At 38.4% G+C, this 23,512-nt stretch carries 22 protein-coding genes; 4 read left to right on the forward strand and 18 right to left on the reverse strand.

Annotated features, from left to right (window positions below):
• Nucleotides 1–24 precede the first annotated feature (24 nt).
• The gene (locus tag ACJG85_RS04825) at nucleotides 25–2,211 is read left to right on the forward strand and encodes a carboxy terminal-processing peptidase (protein ID WP_409678950.1); all 2,187 of its coding nucleotides are present in this window, start codon (nucleotides 25–27) and stop codon (nucleotides 2,209–2,211) included.
• Nucleotides 2,212–2,254: 43 nt separating this feature from the next.
• Here the strand turns inward: ACJG85_RS04825 and ACJG85_RS04830 are convergent, their stop codons facing one another.
• From ACJG85_RS04830 to purH, 7 genes are read right to left on the reverse strand one after another with little or no spacing between them, the layout of a single operon-like run.
• A complete protein-coding gene (locus ACJG85_RS04830) occupies nucleotides 2,255–2,794 on the reverse strand; it encodes a hypothetical protein (RefSeq protein WP_412477054.1) in 540 nt (179 codons plus the stop codon).
• A 49-nt stretch (nucleotides 2,795–2,843) separates the two neighbouring features.
• Nucleotides 2,844–4,106, reverse strand: a complete 1,263-nt coding sequence (gene rodA, locus ACJG85_RS04835; protein WP_409678955.1) for a rod shape-determining protein RodA — start codon at nucleotides 4,104–4,106, stop codon at nucleotides 2,844–2,846.
• A 9-nt stretch (nucleotides 4,107–4,115) separates the two neighbouring features.
• Nucleotides 4,116–6,056 (reverse strand): penicillin-binding protein 2, encoded by a 1,941-nt coding sequence (mrdA, locus tag ACJG85_RS04840; RefSeq protein WP_412477055.1) that lies wholly within the window; start codon nucleotides 6,054–6,056, stop codon nucleotides 4,116–4,118.
• On the reverse strand, nucleotides 6,053–6,559 hold the full coding sequence (locus ACJG85_RS04845) for a rod shape-determining protein MreD (protein ID WP_412477056.1): 507 nt from the start codon (nucleotides 6,557–6,559) through the stop codon (nucleotides 6,053–6,055). Before ACJG85_RS04845 ends, mrdA begins: the two co-directional genes overlap by 4 nt.
• Nucleotides 6,552–7,379 carry a rod shape-determining protein MreC gene (gene mreC, locus ACJG85_RS04850; protein ID WP_412477057.1) on the reverse strand — a complete coding sequence of 276 codons (828 nt, stop codon included), beginning with the start codon at nucleotides 7,377–7,379 and terminating at the stop codon, nucleotides 6,552–6,554. Before mreC ends, ACJG85_RS04845 begins: the two co-directional genes overlap by 8 nt.
• Before the next feature lie 60 nt (nucleotides 7,380–7,439).
• Entirely contained in the window at nucleotides 7,440–8,468 is a 1,029-nt protein-coding gene (locus ACJG85_RS04855; protein WP_290872724.1) for a rod shape-determining protein, read from the reverse strand.
• Nucleotides 8,469–8,525: 57 nt separating this feature from the next.
• Nucleotides 8,526–10,058, reverse strand: coding sequence for a bifunctional phosphoribosylaminoimidazolecarboxamide formyltransferase/IMP cyclohydrolase (gene purH, locus ACJG85_RS04860; RefSeq protein WP_412477058.1), 1,533 nt, complete (start codon nucleotides 10,056–10,058; stop codon nucleotides 8,526–8,528).
• A gap of 184 nt (nucleotides 10,059–10,242) precedes the next feature.
• On the opposite strand from purH, the gene ACJG85_RS04865 reads away from it, so the two are divergent.
• Nucleotides 10,243–11,490, forward strand: coding sequence for an ABC transporter permease (locus ACJG85_RS04865; RefSeq protein WP_412477059.1), 1,248 nt, complete (start codon nucleotides 10,243–10,245; stop codon nucleotides 11,488–11,490).
• Between the two features lie 80 nt (nucleotides 11,491–11,570).
• Here ACJG85_RS04865 and accD read toward each other — a convergent pair whose 3' ends face one another.
• The 3 genes from accD to ACJG85_RS04880 all read right to left on the reverse strand — a co-directional run bounded on the left by accD (nucleotide 11,571) and on the right by ACJG85_RS04880 (nucleotide 16,161).
• A complete protein-coding gene (gene accD, locus ACJG85_RS04870) occupies nucleotides 11,571–12,425 on the reverse strand; it encodes an acetyl-CoA carboxylase, carboxyltransferase subunit beta (RefSeq protein WP_290875199.1) in 855 nt (284 codons plus the stop codon).
• A gap of 68 nt (nucleotides 12,426–12,493) precedes the next feature.
• Nucleotides 12,494–13,561, reverse strand: a complete 1,068-nt coding sequence (fbaA, locus tag ACJG85_RS04875; protein ID WP_412477060.1) for a class II fructose-bisphosphate aldolase — start codon at nucleotides 13,559–13,561, stop codon at nucleotides 12,494–12,496.
• Nucleotides 13,562–13,611: 50 nt separating this feature from the next.
• Complete coding sequence (locus tag ACJG85_RS04880) at nucleotides 13,612–16,161, reverse strand: BamA/TamA family outer membrane protein (RefSeq protein WP_409678975.1); 2,550 nt, start codon at nucleotides 16,159–16,161, stop codon at nucleotides 13,612–13,614.
• 36 nt (nucleotides 16,162–16,197) lie between these two features.
• On the opposite strand from ACJG85_RS04880, the gene ACJG85_RS04885 reads away from it, so the two are divergent.
• Nucleotides 16,198–16,926 carry a TrmH family RNA methyltransferase gene (locus ACJG85_RS04885; RefSeq protein WP_412477061.1) on the forward strand — a complete coding sequence of 243 codons (729 nt, stop codon included), beginning with the start codon at nucleotides 16,198–16,200 and terminating at the stop codon, nucleotides 16,924–16,926.
• Here ACJG85_RS04885 and ACJG85_RS04890 read toward each other — a convergent pair.
• The 4 genes from ACJG85_RS04890 to ACJG85_RS04905 form a co-directional block, all read right to left on the reverse strand.
• Entirely contained in the window at nucleotides 16,923–17,624 is a 702-nt protein-coding gene (locus ACJG85_RS04890; RefSeq protein ID WP_409678981.1) for a porin family protein, read from the reverse strand. The two genes, ACJG85_RS04885 and ACJG85_RS04890, sit on opposite strands and share 4 nt — an antisense overlap.
• Nucleotides 17,625–17,645: 21 nt before the next feature.
• Complete coding sequence (gene ubiE, locus ACJG85_RS04895; RefSeq protein WP_409678984.1) at nucleotides 17,646–18,380, reverse strand: bifunctional demethylmenaquinone methyltransferase/2-methoxy-6-polyprenyl-1,4-benzoquinol methylase UbiE; 735 nt, start codon at nucleotides 18,378–18,380, stop codon at nucleotides 17,646–17,648.
• A 114-nt stretch (nucleotides 18,381–18,494) separates the two neighbouring features.
• Nucleotides 18,495–18,977, reverse strand: a complete 483-nt coding sequence (locus tag ACJG85_RS04900) for a dihydrofolate reductase (RefSeq protein WP_409678987.1) — start codon at nucleotides 18,975–18,977, stop codon at nucleotides 18,495–18,497.
• Nucleotides 18,977–19,312, reverse strand: coding sequence for a 2TM domain-containing protein (locus tag ACJG85_RS04905; RefSeq protein ID WP_409678990.1), 336 nt, complete (start codon nucleotides 19,310–19,312; stop codon nucleotides 18,977–18,979). Before ACJG85_RS04905 ends, ACJG85_RS04900 begins: the two co-directional genes overlap by 1 nt.
• A gap of 238 nt (nucleotides 19,313–19,550) precedes the next feature.
• Here ACJG85_RS04905 and ACJG85_RS04910 point away from each other — a divergent pair, with 238 nt between their 5' ends.
• On the forward strand, nucleotides 19,551–19,847 hold the full coding sequence (locus ACJG85_RS04910) for an isoamylase early set domain-containing protein (protein WP_409678992.1): 297 nt from the start codon (nucleotides 19,551–19,553) through the stop codon (nucleotides 19,845–19,847).
• A gap of 54 nt (nucleotides 19,848–19,901) precedes the next feature.
• On the opposite strand, the gene ACJG85_RS04915 is transcribed toward ACJG85_RS04910, so the two are convergent.
• From ACJG85_RS04915 to ACJG85_RS04930, 4 genes are all read right to left on the reverse strand, one after another.
• Complete coding sequence (locus tag ACJG85_RS04915; protein WP_412465036.1) at nucleotides 19,902–20,726, reverse strand: thymidylate synthase; 825 nt, start codon at nucleotides 20,724–20,726, stop codon at nucleotides 19,902–19,904.
• A gap of 36 nt (nucleotides 20,727–20,762) precedes the next feature.
• Entirely contained in the window at nucleotides 20,763–21,389 is a 627-nt protein-coding gene (locus ACJG85_RS04920; protein WP_409678997.1) for a bifunctional nuclease family protein, read from the reverse strand.
• 286 nt (nucleotides 21,390–21,675) lie between these two features.
• A complete protein-coding gene (locus ACJG85_RS04925; RefSeq protein ID WP_409679000.1) occupies nucleotides 21,676–22,644 on the reverse strand; it encodes an electron transfer flavoprotein subunit alpha/FixB family protein in 969 nt (322 codons plus the stop codon).
• Between the two features lie 88 nt (nucleotides 22,645–22,732).
• Nucleotides 22,733–23,479: an electron transfer flavoprotein subunit beta/FixA family protein gene (locus ACJG85_RS04930; protein ID WP_409679003.1), complete on the reverse strand. Its 747-nt coding sequence runs from the start codon at nucleotides 23,477–23,479 to the stop codon at nucleotides 22,733–22,735.
• Nucleotides 23,480–23,512: the final 33 nt, after the last annotated feature.

Raw genomic sequence — 23,512 nt, forward strand, 5'->3', positions numbered from 1 at the left:
TTTGTTTAATTTAGAAGAAAATTAATGAATGTTATAATGCAGTTTATGAAAAAGAATTATAAAATACTATTGGTAGTGTTAACCTTATCAATAGCGTTGTTGGGATTTAGTTTGTTTCCAAGCAAAAAAGAATCTGATCCCGAAAAAGACAAGTTGTTAATAGAGTTGCTGACGTTTGTAATCGAAAAAGGGCATTACAATCCGGCCGCAATTGATGATAACTTTTCCAAAGGCGTTTACAAAGATTATTTGAATGCGTTAGATCCATCGAAGCGTTTCTTCTTACAATCGGATATCGATGAGTTTGCCAAATACGAAACACAAATTGATGATCAAATTCTGAATAAAGAATTGTCGTTTTTCGAACTGACTTATTCTCGTTTGATGCAACGTATGGAAGAAAGCAAAAGCTATTACAAAGATGCCTTAGCCAATCCGTTTGATTACAATGCTGACGAAACTTTTAATGCCGATTATGAAAAACTTCCGTATTGTAAATCGACCAAAGAATTAAAAGAAAGATGGCGTTTGCAAGTGAAACTTTCTGCTTTGTCGACTTTGGTAGAGAAACAAAAGTTAGAGGAAGACAAAAAGAAAGATGCCGAAGCCGGGAAAAATTACACCCCTAAATCTTTCGAGCAAATGGAAAAAGAATCGAGAGAATCTACTTTGAGTTCTTTGAATGATAACTTTAGTTTTATAAAAGACTTAGATCGTGAAGATTGGTTCTCAATATATATTAACGCCATTTCTTCCCGATTTGATCCGCATACTTCATACTTCGCGCCGAACGAAAAAGAGCGTTTCGACCTAAGTATGAGCGGTAAATTAGAAGGAATCGGAGCTCGTTTGCAAAAGAAAAATGATTTCACGGAAGTGTCTGAATTAATTTCGGGCGGGCCGGCTTGGAGAGGCAAACAATTAGAATCGGGAGATGTCATTTTAAAAGTAGCGCAAGGTGATGCGGAACCTGTTGATGTAGTAGGCATGCGTTTGGACGACGTGGTGAAAAAAATCAAAGGACCTAAAGGAACTGAAGTTCGATTGACCGTGAAAAAGCAAGACGGTACCATCAAAGTAATTACCATCATCAGAGATGAGGTGGAAATTGAAGAAACTTACGTAAAATCGAGTGTAGTTGAAAAAGACGGCTACAAATACGGTATCATTTATTTGCCGAAATTTTACATCGACTTTGAAGACCAAAACAGCCGTGATGCCGGAAAAGATGTAGCCATAGAAGTAGAGCGTTTGAAAAAAGAAGGCGTTCAAGGAATTGTAATGGATGTTAGAGATAATGGTGGTGGTTCTTTGAAAACCGTAGTGGATATCGCAGGCTTATTTATCGAACAAGGTCCGATTGTTCAAATCAAATCGGCTGCCGGTAAGAAAGAAGTACTATACGACCGTGATGCAAAAGTGCAATGGGACGGACCATTGGTAGTAATGATTAATGAGTTTTCCGCCTCGGCTTCGGAGATTTTAGCGGCAGCTATTCAGGATTACAAACGCGGTGTGGTTATCGGAAGTAAACAATCTTACGGAAAAGGAACCGTTCAAAATGTAATCGATTTGAACCAATTTGTTCGCGGCAGTACTTATGGCGATTTAGGAGCCTTAAAAACTACTACGCAAAAATTCTACCGTATTAACGGAGGTTCAACTCAGTTAGAAGGGGTGAAGAGTGATATTGCCATTCCGGACAAATATGCTTATTTAAAAATGGGTGAACGCGATATTGACAACGCCATGCCTTGGGATAAAATTGATCCGGCCAATTACAATATTTGGGACAAACAAAACAATTTTGAGTTAGCTATTAAAAAGAGTAAAGCTCGTATGCAAGCGAATTCTCAGCTTCAATTGATTGATGACAACGCCAAATGGTTGGACGAACGCAACAAAGAAAATGTTTACAGTTTGAACATCGATAAGTTTAAAGCCGAACAAAAAGCTTTGGAAGAGAAAAACAAAAAGTACAAACCGATTGCCGATTACAAAAACGAGTTTATCTTCAATTCGCTTCCTTATGAATTAGAAGCTATGGCTAAGGACAACGTTTTGAAAGAGAAACGAGAAAGATGGCACGAGAGTTTGTCAAAAGACATCTATATCGAAGAAGCCATTCATATATTAAATGACTTACAGATGGAAAACAACAAAGGGCTTTCTAATAAGTTAAAGAAAGAGAAAGTTGTCATAAAATCTTAAATCTGATATCAAAAGTAAAAGCCACCATATTGGTGGCTTTTTTTTAGTTTCTGAGTTTGTTGACTTTCTTTTCAGCTTTGTCAATGTCTTCCTGAATTTCTTTTATTTTGATTTGTTGTTTACTGATTTTGATGTTTTCTTTCTCAATATCAATTTCGGAAATTTTATCTTTTCGTTTGTTTTTCTCCAATTTGGCTTGCATTTTCTCAAGTCGTTTTCGCTCTTTAACCAGTTTTTCTTTGGACTTAATCAGCGATTTTTCGGCTGAGGCTATTCGCTTTTGTTCTTTCTCAAAACGTTTTTGTTCTTTCTCTAACTTACGTTGTTCTTTTTCCAGTTTTTTGGCTTCTTTCTCCGCTGCAGCTTTGATTTTTTCGGCTTCTTTTTGCTTTTGCTCTGCAGCCTTTTTTATAGCAGCGGCAGCTTCAGGGGAAAGTGTTATCTCTTTCGCTGGTTTTTGGAGTTCGATTTGTTTTAAAGCAACAGAGTCTACCGGTTTTGAAACCGAGTCTTTTAACACTTGTGCAGATAAAGAAAAACCGCTCAGAAGAACCAATAATGTAAAGGGCAATTTAATGTTCATGATGAGATTATTTTAGTGTAATCCCAAATTTACAAAAACTGTTCCGCTTTTACCACTCGTTAACTTTATTGGCGTCCATTTTTAAGAAAATAAAAAGCAAAATGGTAAAACCCCATAAACCTGAACCGCCATAAGAGAAGAAAGGTAACGGTACTCCAATGGTTGGAAATACACCTACAACCATGGCGATATTTACGAAGAAGTGAATGAAAAGGATAGAAGCCACACAATAGCCATAAACCCTACTGAATTTTGTCTTCTGTCGTTCGGCTAAATAAATAACGCGGATAATCAGAACCACAAATAAGGCAATCACAAATAAAGAGCCCACAAATCCCCATTCTTCTCCTACAGTAGTAAAAATGTAATCGGTATGTTGTTCAGGTACAAATCCACCTTTGGTTTGTGTACCTTCCAAATAGCCTTTTCCGAACCAGCCGCCTGAGCCAATGGCAATTTCCGATTGGTTGGTATTGTATCCAACACCTTTCATATCCACTTCTTTTCCCAATAAAATATTGAAACGATCACGGTGATGTTGTTTGAAAACATTTTCAAAAACATAATCTACCGAGAATACAAAACCCGAAATCCCAACAAAAATAATAGCACTTAAGATCCAATTTCTGTTAATGATTCTGCTCCGGTAATAGATGAATACAATGATAGCGAGTGCAATCCCGATAATTACTAATGGTTTCAAAATTAAGGCCATTATAAATAAAAGGATAGCAATAAATCCGGTCCACAAATACCATGAAGGTAAACCTTCACGATACAATACCAAGATGAAAGCACTGTAAATTAAGGCACTTCCCGGATCGGGTTGCGGTAAGATGAGTAATACCGGCAAAGCTATGATTAGTAACGCTTGTACTTGACGGTTGAAGTCTTTTAAATTGACTTGAACATCACTTAAATATTTGGCCAATGCCAGCGATGTTGCGGCTTTAGCAAATTCCGAAGGCTGAAGCGTAAAACTACCTATACCATACCAGCATCGCTGACCGGCTATGGTTTTTCCAAAAGCAAAAAGGCCTACCAAGGATAATAGGGATACGGCAAAAATGATACTGGAATACTTTTCATAAAACTTGGCATCTACCGATAAAACAATAAAGATGATAGGAATAGAAAATAAGATAAACAAGAACTGCTTTCCGTAAATCTGACTGAAATCAAAAATTGAAGTTTCGCCTTCTATGGATGATAAGGAAGATGAATAAATATTCAGCCACCCCAATATGACCAATATCAGGTAAATCACCACACTAATCCAATCTAAATTATTGGTAACACTTTGGTTTCTCATAAACTGAATTTATCCTTGTGAGGCCGCGCTTTTGTTGGCTGCACTACTGTCTTTTGCTGCCGGTTTTAAAAGCGTATTGGTTTTAGTAACATTAATTAACGTGTCATTAACCGGATTTTTGATAAAACGATTGTATTCCGGTCGTAAATCTCGGGCTAAAATACGGGTTTCTAAATCTTTGCGAGTGATTTTACCACGAATGTATTTTTCAAGCATCAAACTGGCAATCGGTCCGGCGATAGTCGCCCCATAACCTCCGTTTTCTACCAAAATAGCAATCGCAATTTTCGGATTGTCTTTAGGTGCGAATGCCACAAAAATGGAGTGGTCTTTCAGCTGTACCCTTTTTCCGTCTATGATGGTAAAGTTTTCCGCAGTACCGGTTTTACCGCAAATGTCGATACCTTCCACTCTTAAACCGCTGGCAGTACCAAAGTTGTAAACATCGAACAAACCGCTGACCATAGTTTCAAAATGCTCTTTGTTTACGGTAGTTACGTGTTTGGTTCTGAATTTTTTATCGATGACTTCGCCTTTGATTTTTTTGATGATATGCGGTGTGTAATAGTAACCGCGATTGGCTACAGTAGCCATCATATTGGCCAATTGAATAGGCGTCATCAATACTTCTCCTTGTCCGATGGCATTCGATACTATGGTTTTACTGCTCCAACGCCAACCCGGATAAATCTTTTTATAAGTCTTTGAATTCGGTATGTTTCCTCTTCTTCCGGTTGGTAAATCGTAACCCATAAACTCGCCCAAACCAAAAGTTTTCAAGTGTTTACTCCAAACGTCTACGCCTACAGAAGCATTGCCGAACTTGTCGAGTGTTCGCATATAAGACGTGGAAAAGAAAGTATTACAAGATTCGTAAATACCGCGATGCAATTGAACCACGCCACCGTGACAGTGACATCTCATAAATCTGCCCGGTGCAAAGCTAAAACCGTGGTTACATACTACAGAAGTATTCAAATCGATAGCGCCTTCTTGTAAAGCCACTAAACCGGTTAAGATTTTAAAAGGTGAGCCCGGTGGGTATTGTGCCAATAATCCACGATCGTATAAAGGTTTAGCAATAGAGTCGTGGTACAACATCGTGTAATTTTTAGAACGTTGTCTGCCCACTAAAATAGAAGGATCGTATGACGGTGCTGTGACTAAAGCCAGTATTTCTCCGGTTTTAGGTTCGATGGCCACTATACCACCGCGTTTGTTGACCATCAATTCTTCTCCGTATTGTTGTAAAACTGCATCAATGGTTAAATTAATGTCTTTTCCTTGTTCGGCAATTGTATCAAAGCGACCTTCTTTGTAAGAGCCGATTTCGCGGTTGTATTTGTCGCGTTGGATGTATTTTACCCCTTTTATGCCTCGAAGGATTTCTTCATAACTTTCTTCTACACCTTGTTTGCCAATCAAATCACCGGATTTATAGTATTTATTTTTTTCGATGATGCTTTCATTCACTTGAGTGATGAAACCGAAAATGTTGGCTCCAACAGAAACTTGGTAATCACGAAGGGAACGTTTCTGAATGTAAAAACCACTGAAATTGCGTTGTACTTCTTGGAAAGCGGCGTATTCTTTTTTGTTCAACTGCGCTAAAAACAACGAAGGCAGTCTCGGACTGTACACTTTGGCTTTGGCAATTTTTTTCAGAAAATCTTCTTTGGTGATGTTCAGTAGCTGACAAAACTCCATAGTGTCAATATCTTTCACATCTTTTGGGATAACCATAATATCGTAAGACGGTTGGTTAGCCACTAAAAGTTTACCGTTTCGATCGTAAATGTAACCTCTTTCAGGATATTCGTATTTAATCTTGATGGCGTTATTATCTGACTTTAGTTTTAAGGTGTCGTCAATAACCTGTAAATAAAATAACCGCAGCACCAATAAAGCGGTAGCCACAAAAATGATGGTAGGCAATAAAACTTTTCTCATCGTTTACTTGGCTTTATAATGTAAATTATAATAATACAAGTGATAAGGGTGAAGATAGTACTTAAAAAAGTACGCCATAAAATTTCCCACAGGAAGCTCAATTTAAAAACTTCCAGCAAAAACATAATCGAATGGTGTAGCACTACGGCTATCAATAGAAATGAAAAGCGTTCCGGTGTAATAACATCGTTGAGTTTTACCGTTTGGTATTCATAGCTCAATCCAAAAGAGAATTTAAAAATCGCCGGTCTGAAATAGGCCAAAGTTATACATGCTGCAGCATGAACGCCACCCGAATTGCAAAACATATCCATCAATAAACCCAAGAAGAAACTGGCGGCTAAGAGTCCGGTTTTGTTTCCGTTTACCGGGAAAAGGATAACGAAAAGAATATACGGAAACGGATTAATGAATCCGAACAAATCAATGCGGTTAAAAATCAAAACTTGCGCAAAAAGCAACAAGATGAAGCGGGCAATATTTCCAAGTAAAGCACTATTCATCTTTTTTGGTTTGTTTTTCTAAATTGGTTATTTCTTCGGCATCCTTATTTTTAATGATGTAAACATGACCGAGATTTGTCATGTCGTTAAATAGCTTAACTTGAATTACATAAAAATTGGTATCTTCTTCAATATATACTTTGTCAATGGTACCAATGCCTATGTTTTCCGGGAAAATAATAGATTGTCCACCGGTAACTATAGTATCGCCTTTTCGCACGCCGGCCAACCTTGGTACGTCAATCAATTGCACAAAACCTGTGCTTTTCCCGTTCCAAACCAATGAGCCAAAGTGATTTGACTTTTTGATTTTGGCGTTGATTTGCGATTTAACATTCAGTATGCTGATGATAGTAGCGTAATTTTTAGAGGTTTTATCAACTATGCCCACAATTCCTGCGCTGTTGATTACGCCCATATTGCGTTTGATACCCGAAGCGGAACCGTTGTTAATGGTCAGATAATTTTCGAAGACACTGTAAGAGTTGTGGATGACTTTTGATACAATGATATCCGTTTTTTTAACGCCTTTAATGGAATCAATCTCCGGTAGTTTGGTGGTGTCTTTTTGGTTGAACAACAACGATTTTAAACGGGCATTTTCCATAGCCAATTCTTCGTTTTGTGATTTCAAATTGAAATATTCGTTGATGTTATTCACTCTTTCATATATCCCGCCGGTAAAGAAATTTGCTGAACTGATGACTTTACTTTTGTGGTAAGAATGCGACTGAATGGTAAGCGAGAGCGATATGACCAAAAGCAGCAAAAACAGTAAGCGATTACTGTTTTTTAAAATAAAATTAACTATTTGCTGCATCTTTTTCTAGTCTTCAGTGTTCAGTATTGAGTCGAAAGTATTCGGTGAGGTAACCCAATACTATTTAATAAGTATGCTTCTGAATTTCGGGATGTTTTTAAGCGCCATTCCGGTACCGCGAACCACGGCTCTTAACGGATCTTCAGCAATGTATACCGGTAAATCTGTTTTTTGAGAAATACGCTTGTCTAAACCTCTTAACATCGAACCTCCACCGGCTAAGTAAATACCGGTATTGTAAATGTCGGCCGCTAATTCCGGCGGTGTTTGCGATAAGGTTTCCATAATCGCATCTTCAATACGTTGGATAGATTTATCTAAAGCTTTGGCAATTTCTCTGAACGATACTTCTACTTGTTTTGGTTTTCCGGTCAACAAGTCACGACCTTGTACGGACATATCATCCGGCGGTGTTTCTAAATCGTCAGTGGCCGCTCCAATAGTGATTTTGATTTTCTCGGCAGTACTTTCTCCCACAAATAAATTGTGTTGGGTTCTCATGTAGTACACGATATCGTTAGTGAAAACGTCACCGGCAATTTTAACCGATTTATCACAAACAATTCCACCTAAAGCAATTACTGCAATTTCTGTAGTTCCGCCTCCAATATCTACAATCATGTTTCCTTTCGGTTGCATGATGTCAATACCGATACCAATAGCTGCTGCCATAGGTTCGTGAATCAAGTATACTTCTTTTCCGTTAACGCGTTCACACGATTCTTTTACCGCGCGCATTTCTACTTCTGTAATACCGGAAGGAATACAAACTACCATGCGCAAAGCCGGTGTAAACATTTTCTTCTTCAAGGCCGGTATGCTTTTGATAAACATACTGATCATTTTTTCCGAAGCATCGAAATCAGCGATAACACCATCTTTCAACGGACGTATGGTTTTGATGTTTTCATGGGTTTTACCTTGCATCATATTGGCTTCTTTTCCAACCGCAATGATTTTACCTGATATTCGATCACGGGCTACAATTGATGGACTATCAATTACAACTTTGTCGTTATGAATGATCAGCGTATTGGCTGTACCAAGGTCAATAGCGATATCCTCGGTCATGAAATCAAAAAATCCCATAAGTCTTTTAAGGGTTTAAATGTTTATATAAAATTTTAACGCACAAAGTTAAACAAATTAATGTTTAAAATGACGTGTTCCTGTAAATACCATTGCAACTTTATTTTCGTTGCAAAAATGAATGCTCAATTCATCTTTTATGGAACCACCGGGCTGAATAACAGCCGTGATTCCTGCGTTGTGAGCAATTTCTACACAATCCGGAAACGGGAAAAAAGCATCACTGGCCATTACCGCTCCGTTCAAATCAAATCCGAAAGTATTGGCTTTTTCAATGGCTTGTTTTAAAGCATCAACTCTGGAAGTTTGTCCTGTGCCCGATGATACTAATGTACTGTTTTTTGCTAACACTATTGTATTCGACTTGGTATTTTTGCAAATTTTTGAAGCAAAAAGCAAATCTTCAATTTCTTGTTCGGTTGGCTTACTGTTAGTAACGTAAGTCAAGTGCGATTTATTGTCTGTGATGTTATTTCTTTCTTGCACCAAAACACCGTTCAAACAAGTTCTAACGTTGGTTTGAGGCAGCGCGGTTTCTTTTAAAATTAAAATAATTCTGTTTTTCTTTTCAGATAAGATAGCGATGGCTTTCTCGTCAAAACTTGGCGCAATCACAACTTCACAGAATAAACTGTTGATTTCACCGGCTGTAGCTTCGTCTATGTTACCATTGGCAATCAATACACCACCAAATGCCGAAGTCGGATCTCCTGCCAAAGCAGCTAGATACGCTTCTTTCATCGTGTTTCGAGAGGCTAAACCGCAAGCATTGTTGTGTTTTAATATGGCAAAAGTCGGTTCGTTTTCCTTGAATTCTAAAATCAGATTCACCGCAGCATCCACATCCAACAAATTGTTATATGATAATTCTTTGCCGTGTAATTTGGTAAACATCGCGTCGAAATCACCGAAGAAAAATCCTTTTTGATGTGGATTTTCTCCGTAACGCAACACTTGACCTTTTTGCTCACTGATTTTTAAAACGGTTTCTTCTTGATTTTGGTTGAAATAATTAAAGATGGCCGAATCGTAGTGCGAAGACACATTGAATGCTTTAGTCGCTAACGTTCGTCTTTGCTCCAAAGTGGTGGCGCCGTTTTGTGTGGTCAATAAATCGAACAAAAATCCATACTCATTTACCGAAGCAATGATAACGGTGTCTTTAAAGTTTTTGGCTGCTGCGCGAATTAGTGAAATTCCACCGATATCAATTTTCTCAATAATATCGGCTTCACTCGCTCCGGAAGCCACTGTTTTTTCAAACGGATATAAGTCGACAATCACCAAATCGATTTGCGGAATTTGGTATTCAGCCATCTGTTGAGCATCGCTTTCGTTGTCCTGACGGTTCAAAATACCACCAAATACTTTAGGATGCAAGGTTTTAACGCGGCCGCCTAAGATAGATGGATAGGAGGTAACGTCTTCCACCGGAACTACGGGAATGCCGAGTTGCTTGATAAATTCTTCGGTTCCGCCGGTAGAGTAAATTGTTACGTTTTGTTCGTGTAGTTTGCGAACAATCGGTTCTAAACCATCTTTGTAAAAGACCGAAATTAGGGCCGACTGGATGTTTTTTGTTGTGTTCATAGTTGTTGTGTTGTGAGTGTAAAAAAGTTGTTTCTAATAAGACCGCAAAAGTAGTTTTTTTAAAAGCAATATTCAAGTTTGATTTGTAACAAACTGTAGTTTTTTGACACAAATAAAACGAAACAAAAAATAATAGGGATTTCCATTAATTTTATGGAAATTTACCCATAGATAAATCCGCTGTATGTTACTTTATTTTAGACTGCTCAAAGAAAGTTTTGCTTTTGCTATGAATGCGTTGCGAAACAACAAGTTACGTACTTTACTTTCACTCCTTGGAGTGACTATTGGTATCTTTTCAATCATTGCTGTATTGGCAGCAGTTGATTCGTTAGACCAAAAAATTAAAAAAGATTTAAGTAGTCTAGACAAGAATACCATTTATTTATTTAAAGGAACTTTTGGACCTAGCGATATTCCTCGTTGGAAAAGGGATCAATTTCCGGATGTGACCTATACAGAATATGAATATTTAAAAAGTGCCTTACCCGATGCCCAGGAGTTTTGTTTTCAAATTTTCTTAAATTCCGAAACGGTGAAATACGAAGACAAATCGGTGAGTAATGTTAATGTAGTTCCGGTTTCTTATGAGTTTATAGATATTCAAGGATTAGAGTTTTCGGAAGGGCGTTTTTATAACGAATCCGAGTCCAATTCGGGTGCGGCAGTTGCAGTGATTGGTTATGATTTAGCTCAAAATCTTTTTGGTGATTTTGATCCAATCGGAAAGCAAATGCGTTTGTATGGACAGCGATTTACAGTGATTGGCGTGCTCAAAAAACAGGGAAACGGAATGTTTGGAAATGATGATAGTTCAGCCTTTATTCCGGTAAATTTCATCAGAAGAAAATTTGGTGAGAATAACGATTTTATGACACCAGTAATTGTAATCAAGCCTAAGAAAGGGATTGATATGGAGGCTTTTAAAGCAGATTTGTCACAAAAGTTACGCGCTTTCAGAGGTGTGAAAACAGGAGAAATAGATAATTTTTTTATCAATGTATTCTCAGGATTTACAGAAATGTTGGATGGCATTATCGGTAGCATGAACATTGGTGGTTGGATTATAGCAGGATTTTCTTTGTTGGTTGGTGGATTTGGTGTAGCCAATATCATGTTTGTTTCCGTAAAAGAACGGACCAACTTAATTGGTATCCAAAAATCACTCGGAGCTAAAAACCGATTTATTTTATTTCAATTTTTATTCGAAGCAGTAATTCTTTGTTTGATTGGAGGTGTTATAGGTATTATATTGGTTTGGTTAATTGCTATGGGATTAACCAAATTACTCGACTTCGAGTTTGTGCTAAGTTTCAGTAATATTATGTTAGGCTCAGGATTAGCCATTGTTATCGGTTTAATTGCAGGAATTTTACCGGCTATTTCAGCTTCAAAATTAGATCCGATAGAAGCGATTCGAAGCGGAATGTAAATCGGAATACATTTTTATTTACAACATAAAAAAAGGCACAAACTAGAATTTGTGCCTTTTTTACTTTTAACGAAAATGACTTATCGAATATCTTGATTTAAAATCAAATCGATGTACAAATTGATTTTGTTTTTCAATTCTTTTCGGTGAGCGATGAAATCCAGGAAGCCGTGGTCTAAAACGAATTCGGCAGTTTGGAATCCTTCGGGTAAATCTTTTCCGGTAGTATCACGCACCACACGCGGACCGGCAAAACCAATCAAAGCGCCCGGTTCTGAAATATTGATATCGCCCAACATGGCATAAGAAGCTGTAGTTCCTCCGGTAGTCGGATCTGTACACAAAGAGATGTACGGAATTTTAGCTTCGGCCAATTGCGCTAATTTAGCCGATGTTTTGGCCAACTGCATCAACGAATAAGCAGCTTCCATCATACGAGCACCACCCGATTTAGAAATCATAACAAACGGCGTATTGTGTTTGATGGCGTAGTCAATACCACGTGCGATTTTTTCACCAACCACAGCACCCATCGAACCACCAATAAAGGCAAAGTCCATACAACAAACCACTAAATCTTTCCCTTTGGACTTACCAACGCCGGTACGAACCGCATCTTTCAAACCGGTTTTGTCAATGGCGTCTTTTAAACGATCCGAATACTTTTTAGTGTCAACAAAGTTCAAAGGATCTTTGGAAGTCATTTTGGCATCTAACTCTTTGAATTCGTTGTTGTCAAACAAAATTTCAAAGTATTCTTTACTGCCAATTCTTACGTGAAAATCATCTTCCGGACTTACCCATAAGTTACGGGCTAGTTCATCTTGATCGATAATTTTTCCGGTAGGTGATTTGTACCAAAGGCCTTTTGGTACGTCTTTTTTATTTTCAGTTGGCGTTTGAATTCCTTTTTCTGTTCTTTTAAACCAAGCCATAGCTAATTGTGAATTATGAATTGTGAATTATGAATTGAAATCGTAATTCATAATTCGTAATTTGAAATTTATAATGTGTTTACGTTATTCAAGTCGGCAAAAGCTTGCTCTAATCGGTTGTTGAAAGTTACTTCTCCTTCGCGAATCCATTTTCTTGGGTCGTAGTGTTTTTTGTTTGGAGAATCAGCGCCTTCAGGACTTCCGATTTGGGTTCTTAAATAATCAATTTTTGAGGTCATATAATCTCTGATACCTTCGGTGAAAGCGAATTGTAAGTCGGTATCAATATTCATTTTAATTACTCCGTAAGAAATCGCTTCTCTGATTTCCTCCAAAGTAGAACCTGAACCGCCGTGGAATACAAAATCAACAGGGTTGTTTCCGGTGTTGAATTTATTTTGAACGTAATCCTGAGAGTTTTTCAAGATTTTTGGTGTCAGTTTTACGTTGCCCGGTTTGTACACGCCGTGAACGTTTCCGAAAGCCGCTGCAATCGTAAATTTAGGCGATACTTTCATCAATTCTTCATAAGCATACGCTACTTCTTCCGGTTGTGTATATAATTTTGAACTGTCAACATCTGAATTGTCTACTCCGTCTTCTTCACCACCGGTGATACCTAACTCGATTTCTAGAGTCATGCCCATTTTACTCATACGAGCCAAGTATTCTTTGCAAATTTCGATGTTTTCGTGTAATGGTTCTTCCGACAAATCAATCATGTGAGAAGAGTATAACGGTTTTCCGGTTTCAGCAAAATGTTTTTCAGAGGCGTCTAACAAACCGTCAATCCAAGGCAATAATTTTTTCGCACAATGGTCAGTATGTAAAATTACTGTGGCGCCGTAAGCTTCTGCTAAAGTATGGATATGTTTGGCTCCGGCTACTGCTCCGGCAATGGCTGCTTTTTCTCCTTCATTGGAAAGCCCTTTTCCGGCATTGAACTGCGCACCGCCATTAGAAAACTGAATAATAACCGGTGCATTTAACTTAGCAGCCGTTTCCAAAACACCGTTGATAGTGCTGGAACCGATTACGTTAACAGCCGGTAAAGCAAAACCTTTTTCTTTAGCGTAGTTGAAAATTGCTTGAACTTCGTCTCCGGTAGCTACTCCGGGTTTGATATTGTGAGCCATTGTTTTGTGTCGTTTTTAAGTTAAGGTTACAAAAATAATAATTTCTGATTTTAGAAAGGATAATTTATACCAATATTTAAAACCGATTTGTCAAAGCGCATTTCTTTAAACCATTTGTCGGTTATAAACTCAGACGGGTTGTAGGTTTTGAAGCCAAAATCCAAACGAACAATAAAGAAGTTAAAGTCGTATCGGAAACCGAAACCACTTCCAATCGCAATATTTTCAAGAGATTTAAAACCTTCAAATAGGGCAGCTTCATTTTTAGAATTATCCAAAACATTCCAAATATTGCCAATGTCGGTAAAAAGCGCTCCGTTGAGTTGCTGGAAAATGTTGAAACGGAATTCGGCACTAAAAGCAAGTTTCATATTCGCTTCGTTAAAATCTAAAAAGCTTCCGCTGGCGCCGGGACCTAAACTGTAAGATTGCCAAGCACGGTTGTCGTTGGTTCCTCCGGCAAAGTAACTTCGGGAAAAAGGTACGTCATCGGAGTTGCCGTAAGGCACGGCAATACCGGCAAAAACTTTGGTGGCAAAAACCTTTTTGCGACTTAAATCCCAATGCTTGATGTATTCAAATTCTCCTTTTAGGTATTGTGAAAATTCAACGTCTAAAAAGGTATTAGCGCCGTTTTGGTTTTGCAATTGCTTGGAAGCACGGGCTAAAATGGATAAGAGGTTACCGGCTGATTCCACCTTGGCTTTGATAGCGTAAAATTCATTGTCTAACAAATCTTTTTTGGAGGTTTTGGTAAAGGAAATGTTAGTGGCAAAAATCAAGTTGTTTTCAATCAAACGTTGTCTTCTCTCTACGATACTCAACACCGATTTAGCATCTGACAACGAAAGCGATACATTGCCATTGGCAACATCATTTATAAATCCGTTCGTACCATCTTCTATGAGCAATTTGCCGGTGTCCTGATTGAAGTAAGGCGAAGTAGCCGGCAAATAACTTTGGGCAATTTCGTTCAGGGTATTGTAGGAGGATTGATAAATATTAAAATAATTGGACGGATTTAGGTTTTTTACAAACTGTATGTTGATCAAATCCAATTTGAAATTTGTGTTTCTTTTAGGGGTCCAATTGTAAGTTAATGAACTGGTAAAGTTTTGCTTGTCGAGACCAATGTTTGTTTGCTTGGCATACCCTACACTTAAAGTAGTGTAAGGAATCATGGTTTTCGGAATGATTTTATCGGTTTTGAACGGTAAGAAAATGCGAGGAAAATTCAGTTTGGCATCTACCCCGATTTCCGAGATGTTGAAGAAAGTGTTGTTGGGATTGGCCAAATCCTTAGAGGAACCGATATTGCCTCTGAACCCTATTTCAAAAGTTTCTGCACCGTTAAATACATTTCGAATGCCTAAAAATGTGTTTCCCGTAATTCCGAAGTCTTGGATGTTGGAATGGGTAAAGTCGGTCGAAAAACCGAAAGTGTATTTTTTTCGTGGGGTCAGATATACGTTGGCAATCAAACTGTTTTTCTGCGTCTTATCTTCCACATACTGAATTAACGGATAGTTGAACACTTTAAGGTTGCTCAAATATCTTGAAGTGATGGATGATCTGAAATCGGAGAAATAATTGCCTTTGGTTACAAAAATCCCATCCGTAATGGCTTTAGGACGGTATTTTAGTTTGTTAGTGCTGTAAAGTGTAAAGTCATTGTAAACCACGCTGTCTTTGATGGGCGCATTAACATTAGTCGGACTATGGTCGGTAAAAATGTTAACCTTACTGATTTTGTAAAGTTCAAAAGGTTGGGTTTTAATGCTGTCTTCTATGCGTATAGACTCGTTGTCTATTACTAAATCTACATTGGCAATACTCTTGTTTTTTAGGGTGTCTATATCGAAAGTAACATAGTTTTGTTGGAATCGGAATGCACCGTTGTTGCGGAAATCTTCGGTAATTCTTTTGCGTTCTTCATCAAAAGCAGCAGTCTCAAATTTTTGTTTCGATTTGATTAATGCATTGCGTTTTTTGGATTGGTATATAGAATCCAGCGCCGGACTGGCAATAAATGTTTTTATGCTGTCGATGATGTATGGTTTTCCGGTATTGATGTCGTAGCGCAACTTAACTTTTTTCTTGTTGACGGTGTCAATTTTATACTGCGTGGTAACATCAAAATATCCTCGATTAAAAAAATAGGAGCGCAGTCTTTTTAATGATCTTCTTGTGCTGCTGGTATCCAAAACTACCGGCGCTTCTCCTGTTTTTCTTAAAAAATTGTCTACACCCGAGTATAAGAAAGATTCTCCTAATCTCTTTACTTGTTTTTTGGACAACCATTTGGCTTTGCGGTAATAACGTTTCGGATTTTGAATCATTTTGGCTTTAAAAAGCGAATCCGATTTAGGCTTGGCCAAATTGTAAATATTCAAGCGAAGGGGAAAACCTAAAATGGCACTGTTTTGTTTTTGGTACAATTGATTGAAGACTTCTTCAGCATTGTCTTTCTTACCATCAATATAAATATTGTTTTTGGTGAGTAAGCTTTTACCGTCGGGAACTCTTTTGGTCGAGTTACAACCAAAGATAATTAGTCCAATTAGAATAAATAATGATATTTTTGTGAGACTCTTTTTCAAGCGGTGTAAATATTTAATTCAAAAATACAGTATTTTATGGTTAGTAAAAACCAAATAAAACTAATTACCGGTTTACAACAAAAAAAATACCGAAACGAGCATCAACTGTTTATAGCCGAAGGGGTAAAAGTAATACAGGAATTGTTGCAATCAAATATCGTGCTCGACCATTTATTTGTGACCGAAAGTATTTTTGAAAAGGTGCCTGCAGCGCAAAAAACCTTGATTAAAGAAGCTGATATGAAGCGTATATCAGCCCTGAGCACGCCAAGTTCTTGTTTAGCAGTTTTTCAAATTCCCAGGCCTAAAGAAGTACAACATAAAGGATTGATTGTTGCTTTGGACGATATTAGAGATCCTGGAAATTTAGGGACTATCATCAGATTGTGCGATTGGTTTGGCGTTAAACAGCTGTTGTGTTCCAAGGAAACCGTAGATCTTTACAATCCGAAAGTGATTCAGGCTACTATGGGTTCTGTGAGTCGCGTTCAGGTAAATTATGTCGACTTAGTCGCTTTCATCTCGGAAACCGACTTGCCTGTTTTCGGAACTTTTATGGATGGGAAAAACATTTACAAGGAACAATTACCTTTGGAAGGGATTTTGATTTTCGGAAATGAAGCCAATGGGATTTCCAAAGCCTTAGAAAAAAACATTCAAAATAGAATTGCCATACCAAGGTTTGGCGATATTCAACAAACGGAAAGTTTGAATGTCGCTACTGCAACCGCCATCTTTTTAAGCGAGTTCAGAAGAAACTCCTAATGGAAAGTAAAGTTGATTAAAACCGCTCGGGTTTTCAGCGATTCGATATTGCCCGTCCACGGACTGTTCGGGTCGTCATCGCGAATCAATTCGTCTCCAAAACCAAAAACACCACGGATAGAAGGGGAGAATTTGAAGTACTCAAAGTACAAGTCTATCCCAAATCCGAAAGTATAATTGCGGGTCCATGGTTGTACCCTGAATTTTTGTTCGGAGTTGTCGTCTTTAGATTTCGAGTTGCTGGATAAATTTAATGTTGCACCAACACCACCTAATAAATACGGTCGAACATTTCCGGTGCGCAAGGAAGAAAATTTCAACATGAGTGGAAAATCGATATAAGTAGCTTTTACCTCTCTGATAGCATCTCTGTCATTGGTAAATCCGGGATAGGTTAGGGTGCGACTGGCATAATATAGGCCGGGTTCAAAACGCAATTCCAAATGTTCATGTAGCCTTAAAACCCCTACCAAACCTACGTTAAAACCGGTGTTGCCTTTGACATTAATGTCTTGTCCGGGAACTTTATAGTCGGTTTTAAAATCGAAAGTACTAAAGCCTAAAAAGTAACCCCAATATACCCTTTGCTTGTCAAAATTCTCCAAGTTAATGATAGGGTCTTTGGCAAAAGTACTTTTCCCGAATTGGGCCTGGGAAGCAGTTGTAATGAGTATAAATAGGACAAATAACTTTTTCATGCTTTTGCTAAAGTACATATTTTATTTTTTGGTAGCGGTATAAATAGTAGCCACACCAAAAGTTTGCGGCATTGCTTTACAGTCTATAAACGAAACTTTTCTCAAAATATTGTTTAAAGCCTCACCAAAGGGAAAATGACTGGCTGATTCCGACAGATAGCCATAGGCGCTATTGTCTTTAGAAAACAGTTTGCCTACTAAAGGCAGAATTATTTTAGTATGAAAAGCATATCCTTGTTTGAATGGAAATTTTGTAGGTACCGAGGTTTCTAAAATCACAAATAAACCACCCGGTTTGAGTACTCGGTAAATTTCTGCCAAACCTTTCTCCAAAGTTTCAAAATTTCGAATGCCGAAAGAAACCGTAATCACGTCAAAGTGATTCTCCGGATAAGGTATGTTTTCGCTGTCGCCCACCACCATTTCTATTTTATCGGCCAAATTTTTGTGGAGTATTTTTTTCTTTCCAATGTCCAGCATACCTACTGATAAATCAAGACCGATAATTTTTTCCGCTGCAGTAGCTTCAGCCATCATTATAGCCAAATCTCCGGTTCCTGTGGCAATATCGAGGGCAATTTTAGGGTTATGGGCTTTGACCAATGCAATGACTTTTTTGCGCCATTTCATGTCGATTCCTAAAGAAATCACACGGTTCAATCCGTCATATTCTCCCGAAATGTTATCGAACATTTGGGTTACTTGTTCTTTTTTGCCTAAAGAAGATTCCTTATAAGGCGTAATTTGCTTTGACATCGTTGCAATTTTCTGCAAATATAAGCTATTATAATGCAGAGTTGCAAAGTTCCTAAATTTCAAAGTCTTGAAATCCGATAAAAAAAATGTTGGATTAGTGTTGGTTTTGGGACACTATTTTCTCAAGTAAGTCTCAAAGGTAAAATCGTACTCGTGACGCTCATCTTTAGGGTGGAATTCTTCAAAAATGAGTTGCCATTGTGAAAGGTCAACCTCAGGGAAAAAAGTGTCGGCATCAAAAGAATGGTGTACTTTAGTCAAATCGAGTTTGTCTGCCAAGGCTATCGACTGACGGTAAATTTCTCCGCCACCTATAACAAAGACTTCTTCGTTTTTTGGACAAACTTCAATCGCTTTCTCCAAGGAGTTCACTACGATACATCCTTCCGGCTGGTAGTCGGATTGGCGGGTTATAATTACATGGGTTCTGTTGGGCAAAGGTTTCGGAAAGCTTTCAAAGGTTTTGCGTCCCATAATGATATAGTGTCCGGAAGTGAGCGTTTTGAATCTTTTAAAATCATCAGGCAAATGCCAAAGGAGTTGGTTTTCTTTTCCTAAAGCATTGTTTTGAGCCACAGCGGCAATTACTGTAATCATTATAGGTTGGATTTGGCGTTTTCTAAGTCGTTTTTAAGTTGTTCAATTTTTTTGGTTTGTTTGAGCATGAGTTTGTCTATTTGGGCGCGTTCCCAATTTTTATTCATGAAACTGTCGGTAATCAATACTTTGATAACGTGAAAAACAAACAAACAACACCACAAACTGGCTACCCAAATCCACCAATTGGTTTCATCATGATAGGAAAGGATATGGTTGGCCGCAAACAAAAACACACAGCCAATTACAAAAACTATAAAGTGCTGGAACAATCGCTTTTTTTGTTTGATACGATTGCGTGCATATTCGTATAATTCGTGTTGGTTGGGCTCCATAAGACGAAATTTATGGTTTAAAGGTAAAATTTATTTTTAAAACGGGAAAATCTGTTTTTGAGATAATGCATTACGAAACCGATTTCTTAATCTCGGATGTAAAATTTAAGGGGACATAAATTGTAAATCTTCTTTAAAATAGGCGTACTTTTTGGTAAAGTCGTAAAAATAAATCGGCATGTAAAAGGTACTCTAAAATCGCTTTACTTTGTTGCAGTAATCTATAAATGAAATAGTTATGGCTATTAAAAAACAAGTTATTAAGACAAAGCCGGTTGTAAAAGTTACTTTTTCAATCGAAGCAAAAGAAGCCAATACGGCTGCAGTGGTTGGTGATTTCAACAATTGGAATCCGGCTGAAGGAGAGTTGTCTAAATTGAAAAACGGCACTTTCAAAGCTACTTTTGATTTGCCTAAAGACAATACTTTCGAGTTTAAATATTTAGTGGATGGTTCTTATGTGAACGATCCGCAAGCAGACAGTTATGCCTATAACGAGTTTGCCGGTTCAGAAAATAGTGTTTTGGCACTATAGGTTTTAGTTTTGGTTAGAAAAAATCCGTCTCGATTTCGAGACGGATTTTTTGTTTTATACCGCTACTTGTCCTTTAATGTGCGGATGTGGGTCATAATCAACTAAGGTGAAATCCTCAAAAGTAAAATCGAAGATATTTTTTACTTCAGGATTTAAAATCATTTTAGGTAAAGGTCTTGGTTCACGTGACAATTGCAATTCGACTTGTTCAAAATGGTTGTTGTAAATGTGTGCGTCGCCGAAAGTGTGTATGAATTCGCCTGCTTGCAAATCGCAAACCTGAGCTATCATCATGGTAAACAAGGCATACGAAGCAATATTGAACGGAACGCCTAAGAAAATATCCGCGCTTCTTTGGTAGAGTTGACAAGACAATTTACCGTCGGCTACATAAAATTGAAAAAAGGCATGGCATGGTGGCAAAGCCGCTTTTCCGTTGGCTACATTTTCGGCAAATGATTTGGATGTATCCGGTAACACCGATGGATTCCAAGCAGAAACCAACATGCGTCGGCTGTTTGGATTGGTTTTAAGGGTTTCAATCAATTCCGTGATTTGGTCAATTTCTTCGCTGTTCCAATTGCGCCATTGGTGACCGTAAACCGGACCTAAATCGCCGTTTTCATCAGCCCATTCGTCCCAAATTCTAACGCCGTTTTCTTTTAAATAACCAATGTTGGTGTCACCTTTCAAAAACCAAAGCAATTCGTAAATAATCGATTTTAAATGCAGCTTTTTGGTGGTTACCATTGGGAAACCCTCGCTCAAGTCAAATCGCATTTGGTAACCGAATACACTTTTAGTTCCGGTTCCGGTTCGGTCTCCTTTTTGACAACCGTTTTCTAGAACGTGTCGCATTAAATCGTGGTACTGCTTCATGTTGGTTTCGAGTTTCGGGTTAAAAGTTTCACGGTTTTAAGATTCGCGTTTCGAAATTTCATCTCTAATTTTGGCCGCTTTTTCATAGTCTTCATCTTGAACGGCTTTCTCTAAAGATTCGTGCAATTCGGTCAGACTCATGCTGACATAAGCGTCGCCTGCATTGCCATCGCTGTCCAATCCGAAGGTTTCCGGAGTAGACAGTACACCATCGTCATCTGCATTTTGATTGTCGATGTCGGTCGGATTGGTGTTGAGGTAAATGCCGGCTTTGTCCAAAATGTTTTTGTAGGTAAAAATCGGAGCGTTGAATCGCAGTGCCAAGGCAATGGCATCTGAAGTTCTGGCATCGATGATTTCTTCTATTTTATCGCGTTCGCAAATGATACTCGAGTAGAAAACACCGTCGACCAATTTGTGGATAATGACTTGTTTCACAACGATATCAAAGCGGTCGGCGAAACTTTTGAACAAGTCGTGTGTTAACGGACGCGGTGGTTTGATTTCTTTTTCTAAGGCGATGGCAATAGACTGCGCCTCGAAAGCACCAATCACAATGGGTAGTTTTCTTTCGCCGTCTACTTCATTTAAAATTAGGGCGTAAGCACCGTTTTGTGTTTGGCTGTATGATATTCCTTTGATGGTTAGTTTTACTAAACTCATTGTAGCTTTTAAATTGCTGATTTTAGAATGTAGATTTCAGATTAAATATTTAGGAAACCCAGTTTCCCGACATTCAATACCAATCCTTTATAGCCCTGACAGGAGTGGAAATCCTTTTTGTTTTGTACTTCGACAGGCTCAGTATGACAAAACAAAAAGATTGCAACGTATGGCAGGAATATGGACTGCAAAGTAACAAAAACTTTTCGCTTCTTAAAATGGCAGGCATAAAAAAAGAGCCGCTAAAATCAGTTTTAACGACTCTTTATTGTATATGTCCGAAAGCTTAGGCGTTTTGCGCTTTGAAGGCTGCCAGTTTCTCGGTTAATTTTGGTAAAATTTCGAAAGCATCGCCTACAATTCCGTAATCCGCTACTTTAAAGAACGGCGCTTCGGCATCGCTGTTGATCACTACTTTTACTTTGGAAGAGTTGATGCCGGCGATGTGCTGTATCGCTCCTGAAATACCCACGGCGATGTACAAATTGGTCGCTACCGGTTTTCCGGTTTGGCCTACGTGCTCACTGTGAGGTCTCCAACCCAAATCGGATACCGGTTTGGAACAAGCGGTGGCAGCGCCAAGGACTGAAGCCAAATCTTCCAAGATGCCCCAATTTTCAGGACCTTTTAATCCGCGACCTCCGGATACTACTACGTCAGCATCGGCAATGGTTACTTTTCCGGTTGTTTTTTCTACTGAAGCCACTTTTACGTTGAAATCGGCTTCGTTTAAACTTGGAGCGAAATCTTCTTCCGTAGCTGAAGCAGCGCTTTCAAAAACCCCGTAAGAGTTTTTGGCTAAGCTCAGTACTTTGACATCGGTAGCAATTTCTGTGATGTTGAAGGCTTTGTTAGAAAAGGCTGTTCTCTTTACTTGGAAAGGAGAAGTACTTATTGGTAATCCAACAACGTTAGAAGCAAATCCGGCTTCTAAGCCAACGGCTACTAATGGTGCCATATACAAACTGTCGGTAGTAGATGATAATAAAATTACTTTGGCGCCTTCTTTTTGAGCGGCTTGTTTCACCACATCTGCGTAGGCTTTGGCGTTGAAGTTGGCCAATTTATCGTTGGTTACTTTTAATACTTTGTCTACACCGTATTTGGATAAATCCGATACGTTTCCGGCGTTTACCGTTACAGCTGTAACAGTGGTGCCTAAAGATTCGGCTACTTTTTTGGCATAAGATGCTAATTCAAAAGCTACTTTTTTGAATTTTCCGTCGGCCGATTCTGCATATATTAATAATGACATAATAATTTTAGATTTTAGATTAACGATTTTTGATTTTTGAAATGATTCTGGATTACAATCTGCAATCTTAAATCAACATTCTTCATTCTTAAATCACTTTAGCTTCGTTGTGTAAAGCGTTGATTAAGCCGTCTAAATCGTCGGCAGCAAATAATTTCACAGCCGATTTCGGAGCCGGTTTTTCAAATTTTACCGCTTTGGTGTTGTTGTTCGCGCTTACCGGTTCTAATACCGTTAATACCTTGGTTCTGGCGGTCATGATACCACGCATGTTTGGAATGCGTAAATCTTTTTCTTCCACCAAGCCTTTTTGACCTCCGATTACTAATGGTAATGAAGCTGAAATAGTTTCTTTTCCGCCGTCGATTTCACGAGCCGCTTTGGCTGCACTGCCGTCGATGGTCAATTCGGTACAAGAGTTTACAAAGTTGTAATCTAACAAACCGGCTAACATGCCCGGAACCATTCCGCCGTTGTAATCCAACGATTCTTTACCGCAGATTACCAAGTCGTATTGACCTTGTTTTACCACTTCGGCTAATTGTTTGGCCACAAAAAAGCCGTCGGTTGGTGTAGCATTTACGCGAATCGCTTCGTTAGCACCGATGGCTAAAGCTTTTCTCAGCGTTGGCTCTGTGTCCGGTCCGCCTACATTAACTACTGTTACGTTGGCACCTTGTTGCTCTTGGAACCAAATGGCTCTGGTTAATCCGAACTCGTCGTTAGGGTTGATTACGAATTGTACGCCATTGGTGTCAAATTCAGTATCACCGTTCACAAAGTTGATTTTTGAAGTAGTATCAGGCACGTGACTGATGCAAACTAATATTTTCATTGTTGCGTTTATTAAGTGAATTTTTTTTCTGAC

Source organism: Flavobacterium mekongense, from assembly GCF_047038255.1.
Classification (GTDB): domain Bacteria; phylum Bacteroidota; class Bacteroidia; order Flavobacteriales; family Flavobacteriaceae; genus Flavobacterium; species Flavobacterium mekongense.

Bases quoted from the DNA above. Each gene is read 5' to 3' on its own strand.
- ACJG85_RS04825 (WP_409678950.1), top strand. From the start codon at position 25: ATGAATGTTATAATGCAGTTTATGAAAAAGAATTATAAAATACTATTG.
- ACJG85_RS04830 (WP_412477054.1), bottom strand. From the start codon at position 2,794: ATGAACATTAAATTGCCCTTTACATTATTGGTTCTTCTGAGCGGTTTT.
- rodA (WP_409678955.1), bottom strand. From the start codon at position 4,106: ATGAGAAACCAAAGTGTTACCAATAATTTAGATTGGATTAGTGTGGTG.
- mrdA (WP_412477055.1), bottom strand. From the start codon at position 6,056: ATGAGAAAAGTTTTATTGCCTACCATCATTTTTGTGGCTACCGCTTTA.
- ACJG85_RS04845 (WP_412477056.1), bottom strand. From the start codon at position 6,559: ATGAATAGTGCTTTACTTGGAAATATTGCCCGCTTCATCTTGTTGCTT.
- mreC (WP_412477057.1), bottom strand. From the start codon at position 7,379: ATGCAGCAAATAGTTAATTTTATTTTAAAAAACAGTAATCGCTTACTG.
- ACJG85_RS04855 (WP_290872724.1), bottom strand. From the start codon at position 8,468: ATGGGATTTTTTGATTTCATGACCGAGGATATCGCTATTGACCTTGGT.
- purH (WP_412477058.1), bottom strand. From the start codon at position 10,058: ATGAACACAACAAAAAACATCCAGTCGGCCCTAATTTCGGTCTTTTAC.
- ACJG85_RS04865 (WP_412477059.1), top strand. From the start codon at position 10,243: ATGTTACTTTATTTTAGACTGCTCAAAGAAAGTTTTGCTTTTGCTATG.
- accD (WP_290875199.1), bottom strand. From the start codon at position 12,425: ATGGCTTGGTTTAAAAGAACAGAAAAAGGAATTCAAACGCCAACTGAA.
- fbaA (WP_412477060.1), bottom strand. From the start codon at position 13,561: ATGGCTCACAATATCAAACCCGGAGTAGCTACCGGAGACGAAGTTCAA.
- ACJG85_RS04885 (WP_412477061.1), top strand. From the start codon at position 16,198: ATGGTTAGTAAAAACCAAATAAAACTAATTACCGGTTTACAACAAAAA.
- ACJG85_RS04890 (WP_409678981.1), bottom strand. From the start codon at position 17,624: ATGAAAAAGTTATTTGTCCTATTTATACTCATTACAACTGCTTCCCAG.
- ubiE (WP_409678984.1), bottom strand. From the start codon at position 18,380: ATGTCAAAGCAAATTACGCCTTATAAGGAATCTTCTTTAGGCAAAAAA.
- ACJG85_RS04900 (WP_409678987.1), bottom strand. From the start codon at position 18,977: ATGATTACAGTAATTGCCGCTGTGGCTCAAAACAATGCTTTAGGAAAA.
- ACJG85_RS04905 (WP_409678990.1), bottom strand. From the start codon at position 19,312: ATGGAGCCCAACCAACACGAATTATACGAATATGCACGCAATCGTATC.
- ACJG85_RS04910 (WP_409678992.1), top strand. From the start codon at position 19,551: ATGGCTATTAAAAAACAAGTTATTAAGACAAAGCCGGTTGTAAAAGTT.
- ACJG85_RS04915 (WP_412465036.1), bottom strand. From the start codon at position 20,726: ATGAAGCAGTACCACGATTTAATGCGACACGTTCTAGAAAACGGTTGT.
- ACJG85_RS04920 (WP_409678997.1), bottom strand. From the start codon at position 21,389: ATGAGTTTAGTAAAACTAACCATCAAAGGAATATCATACAGCCAAACA.
- ACJG85_RS04925 (WP_409679000.1), bottom strand. From the start codon at position 22,644: ATGTCATTATTAATATATGCAGAATCGGCCGACGGAAAATTCAAAAAA.
- ACJG85_RS04930 (WP_409679003.1), bottom strand. From the start codon at position 23,479: ATGAAAATATTAGTTTGCATCAGTCACGTGCCTGATACTACTTCAAAA.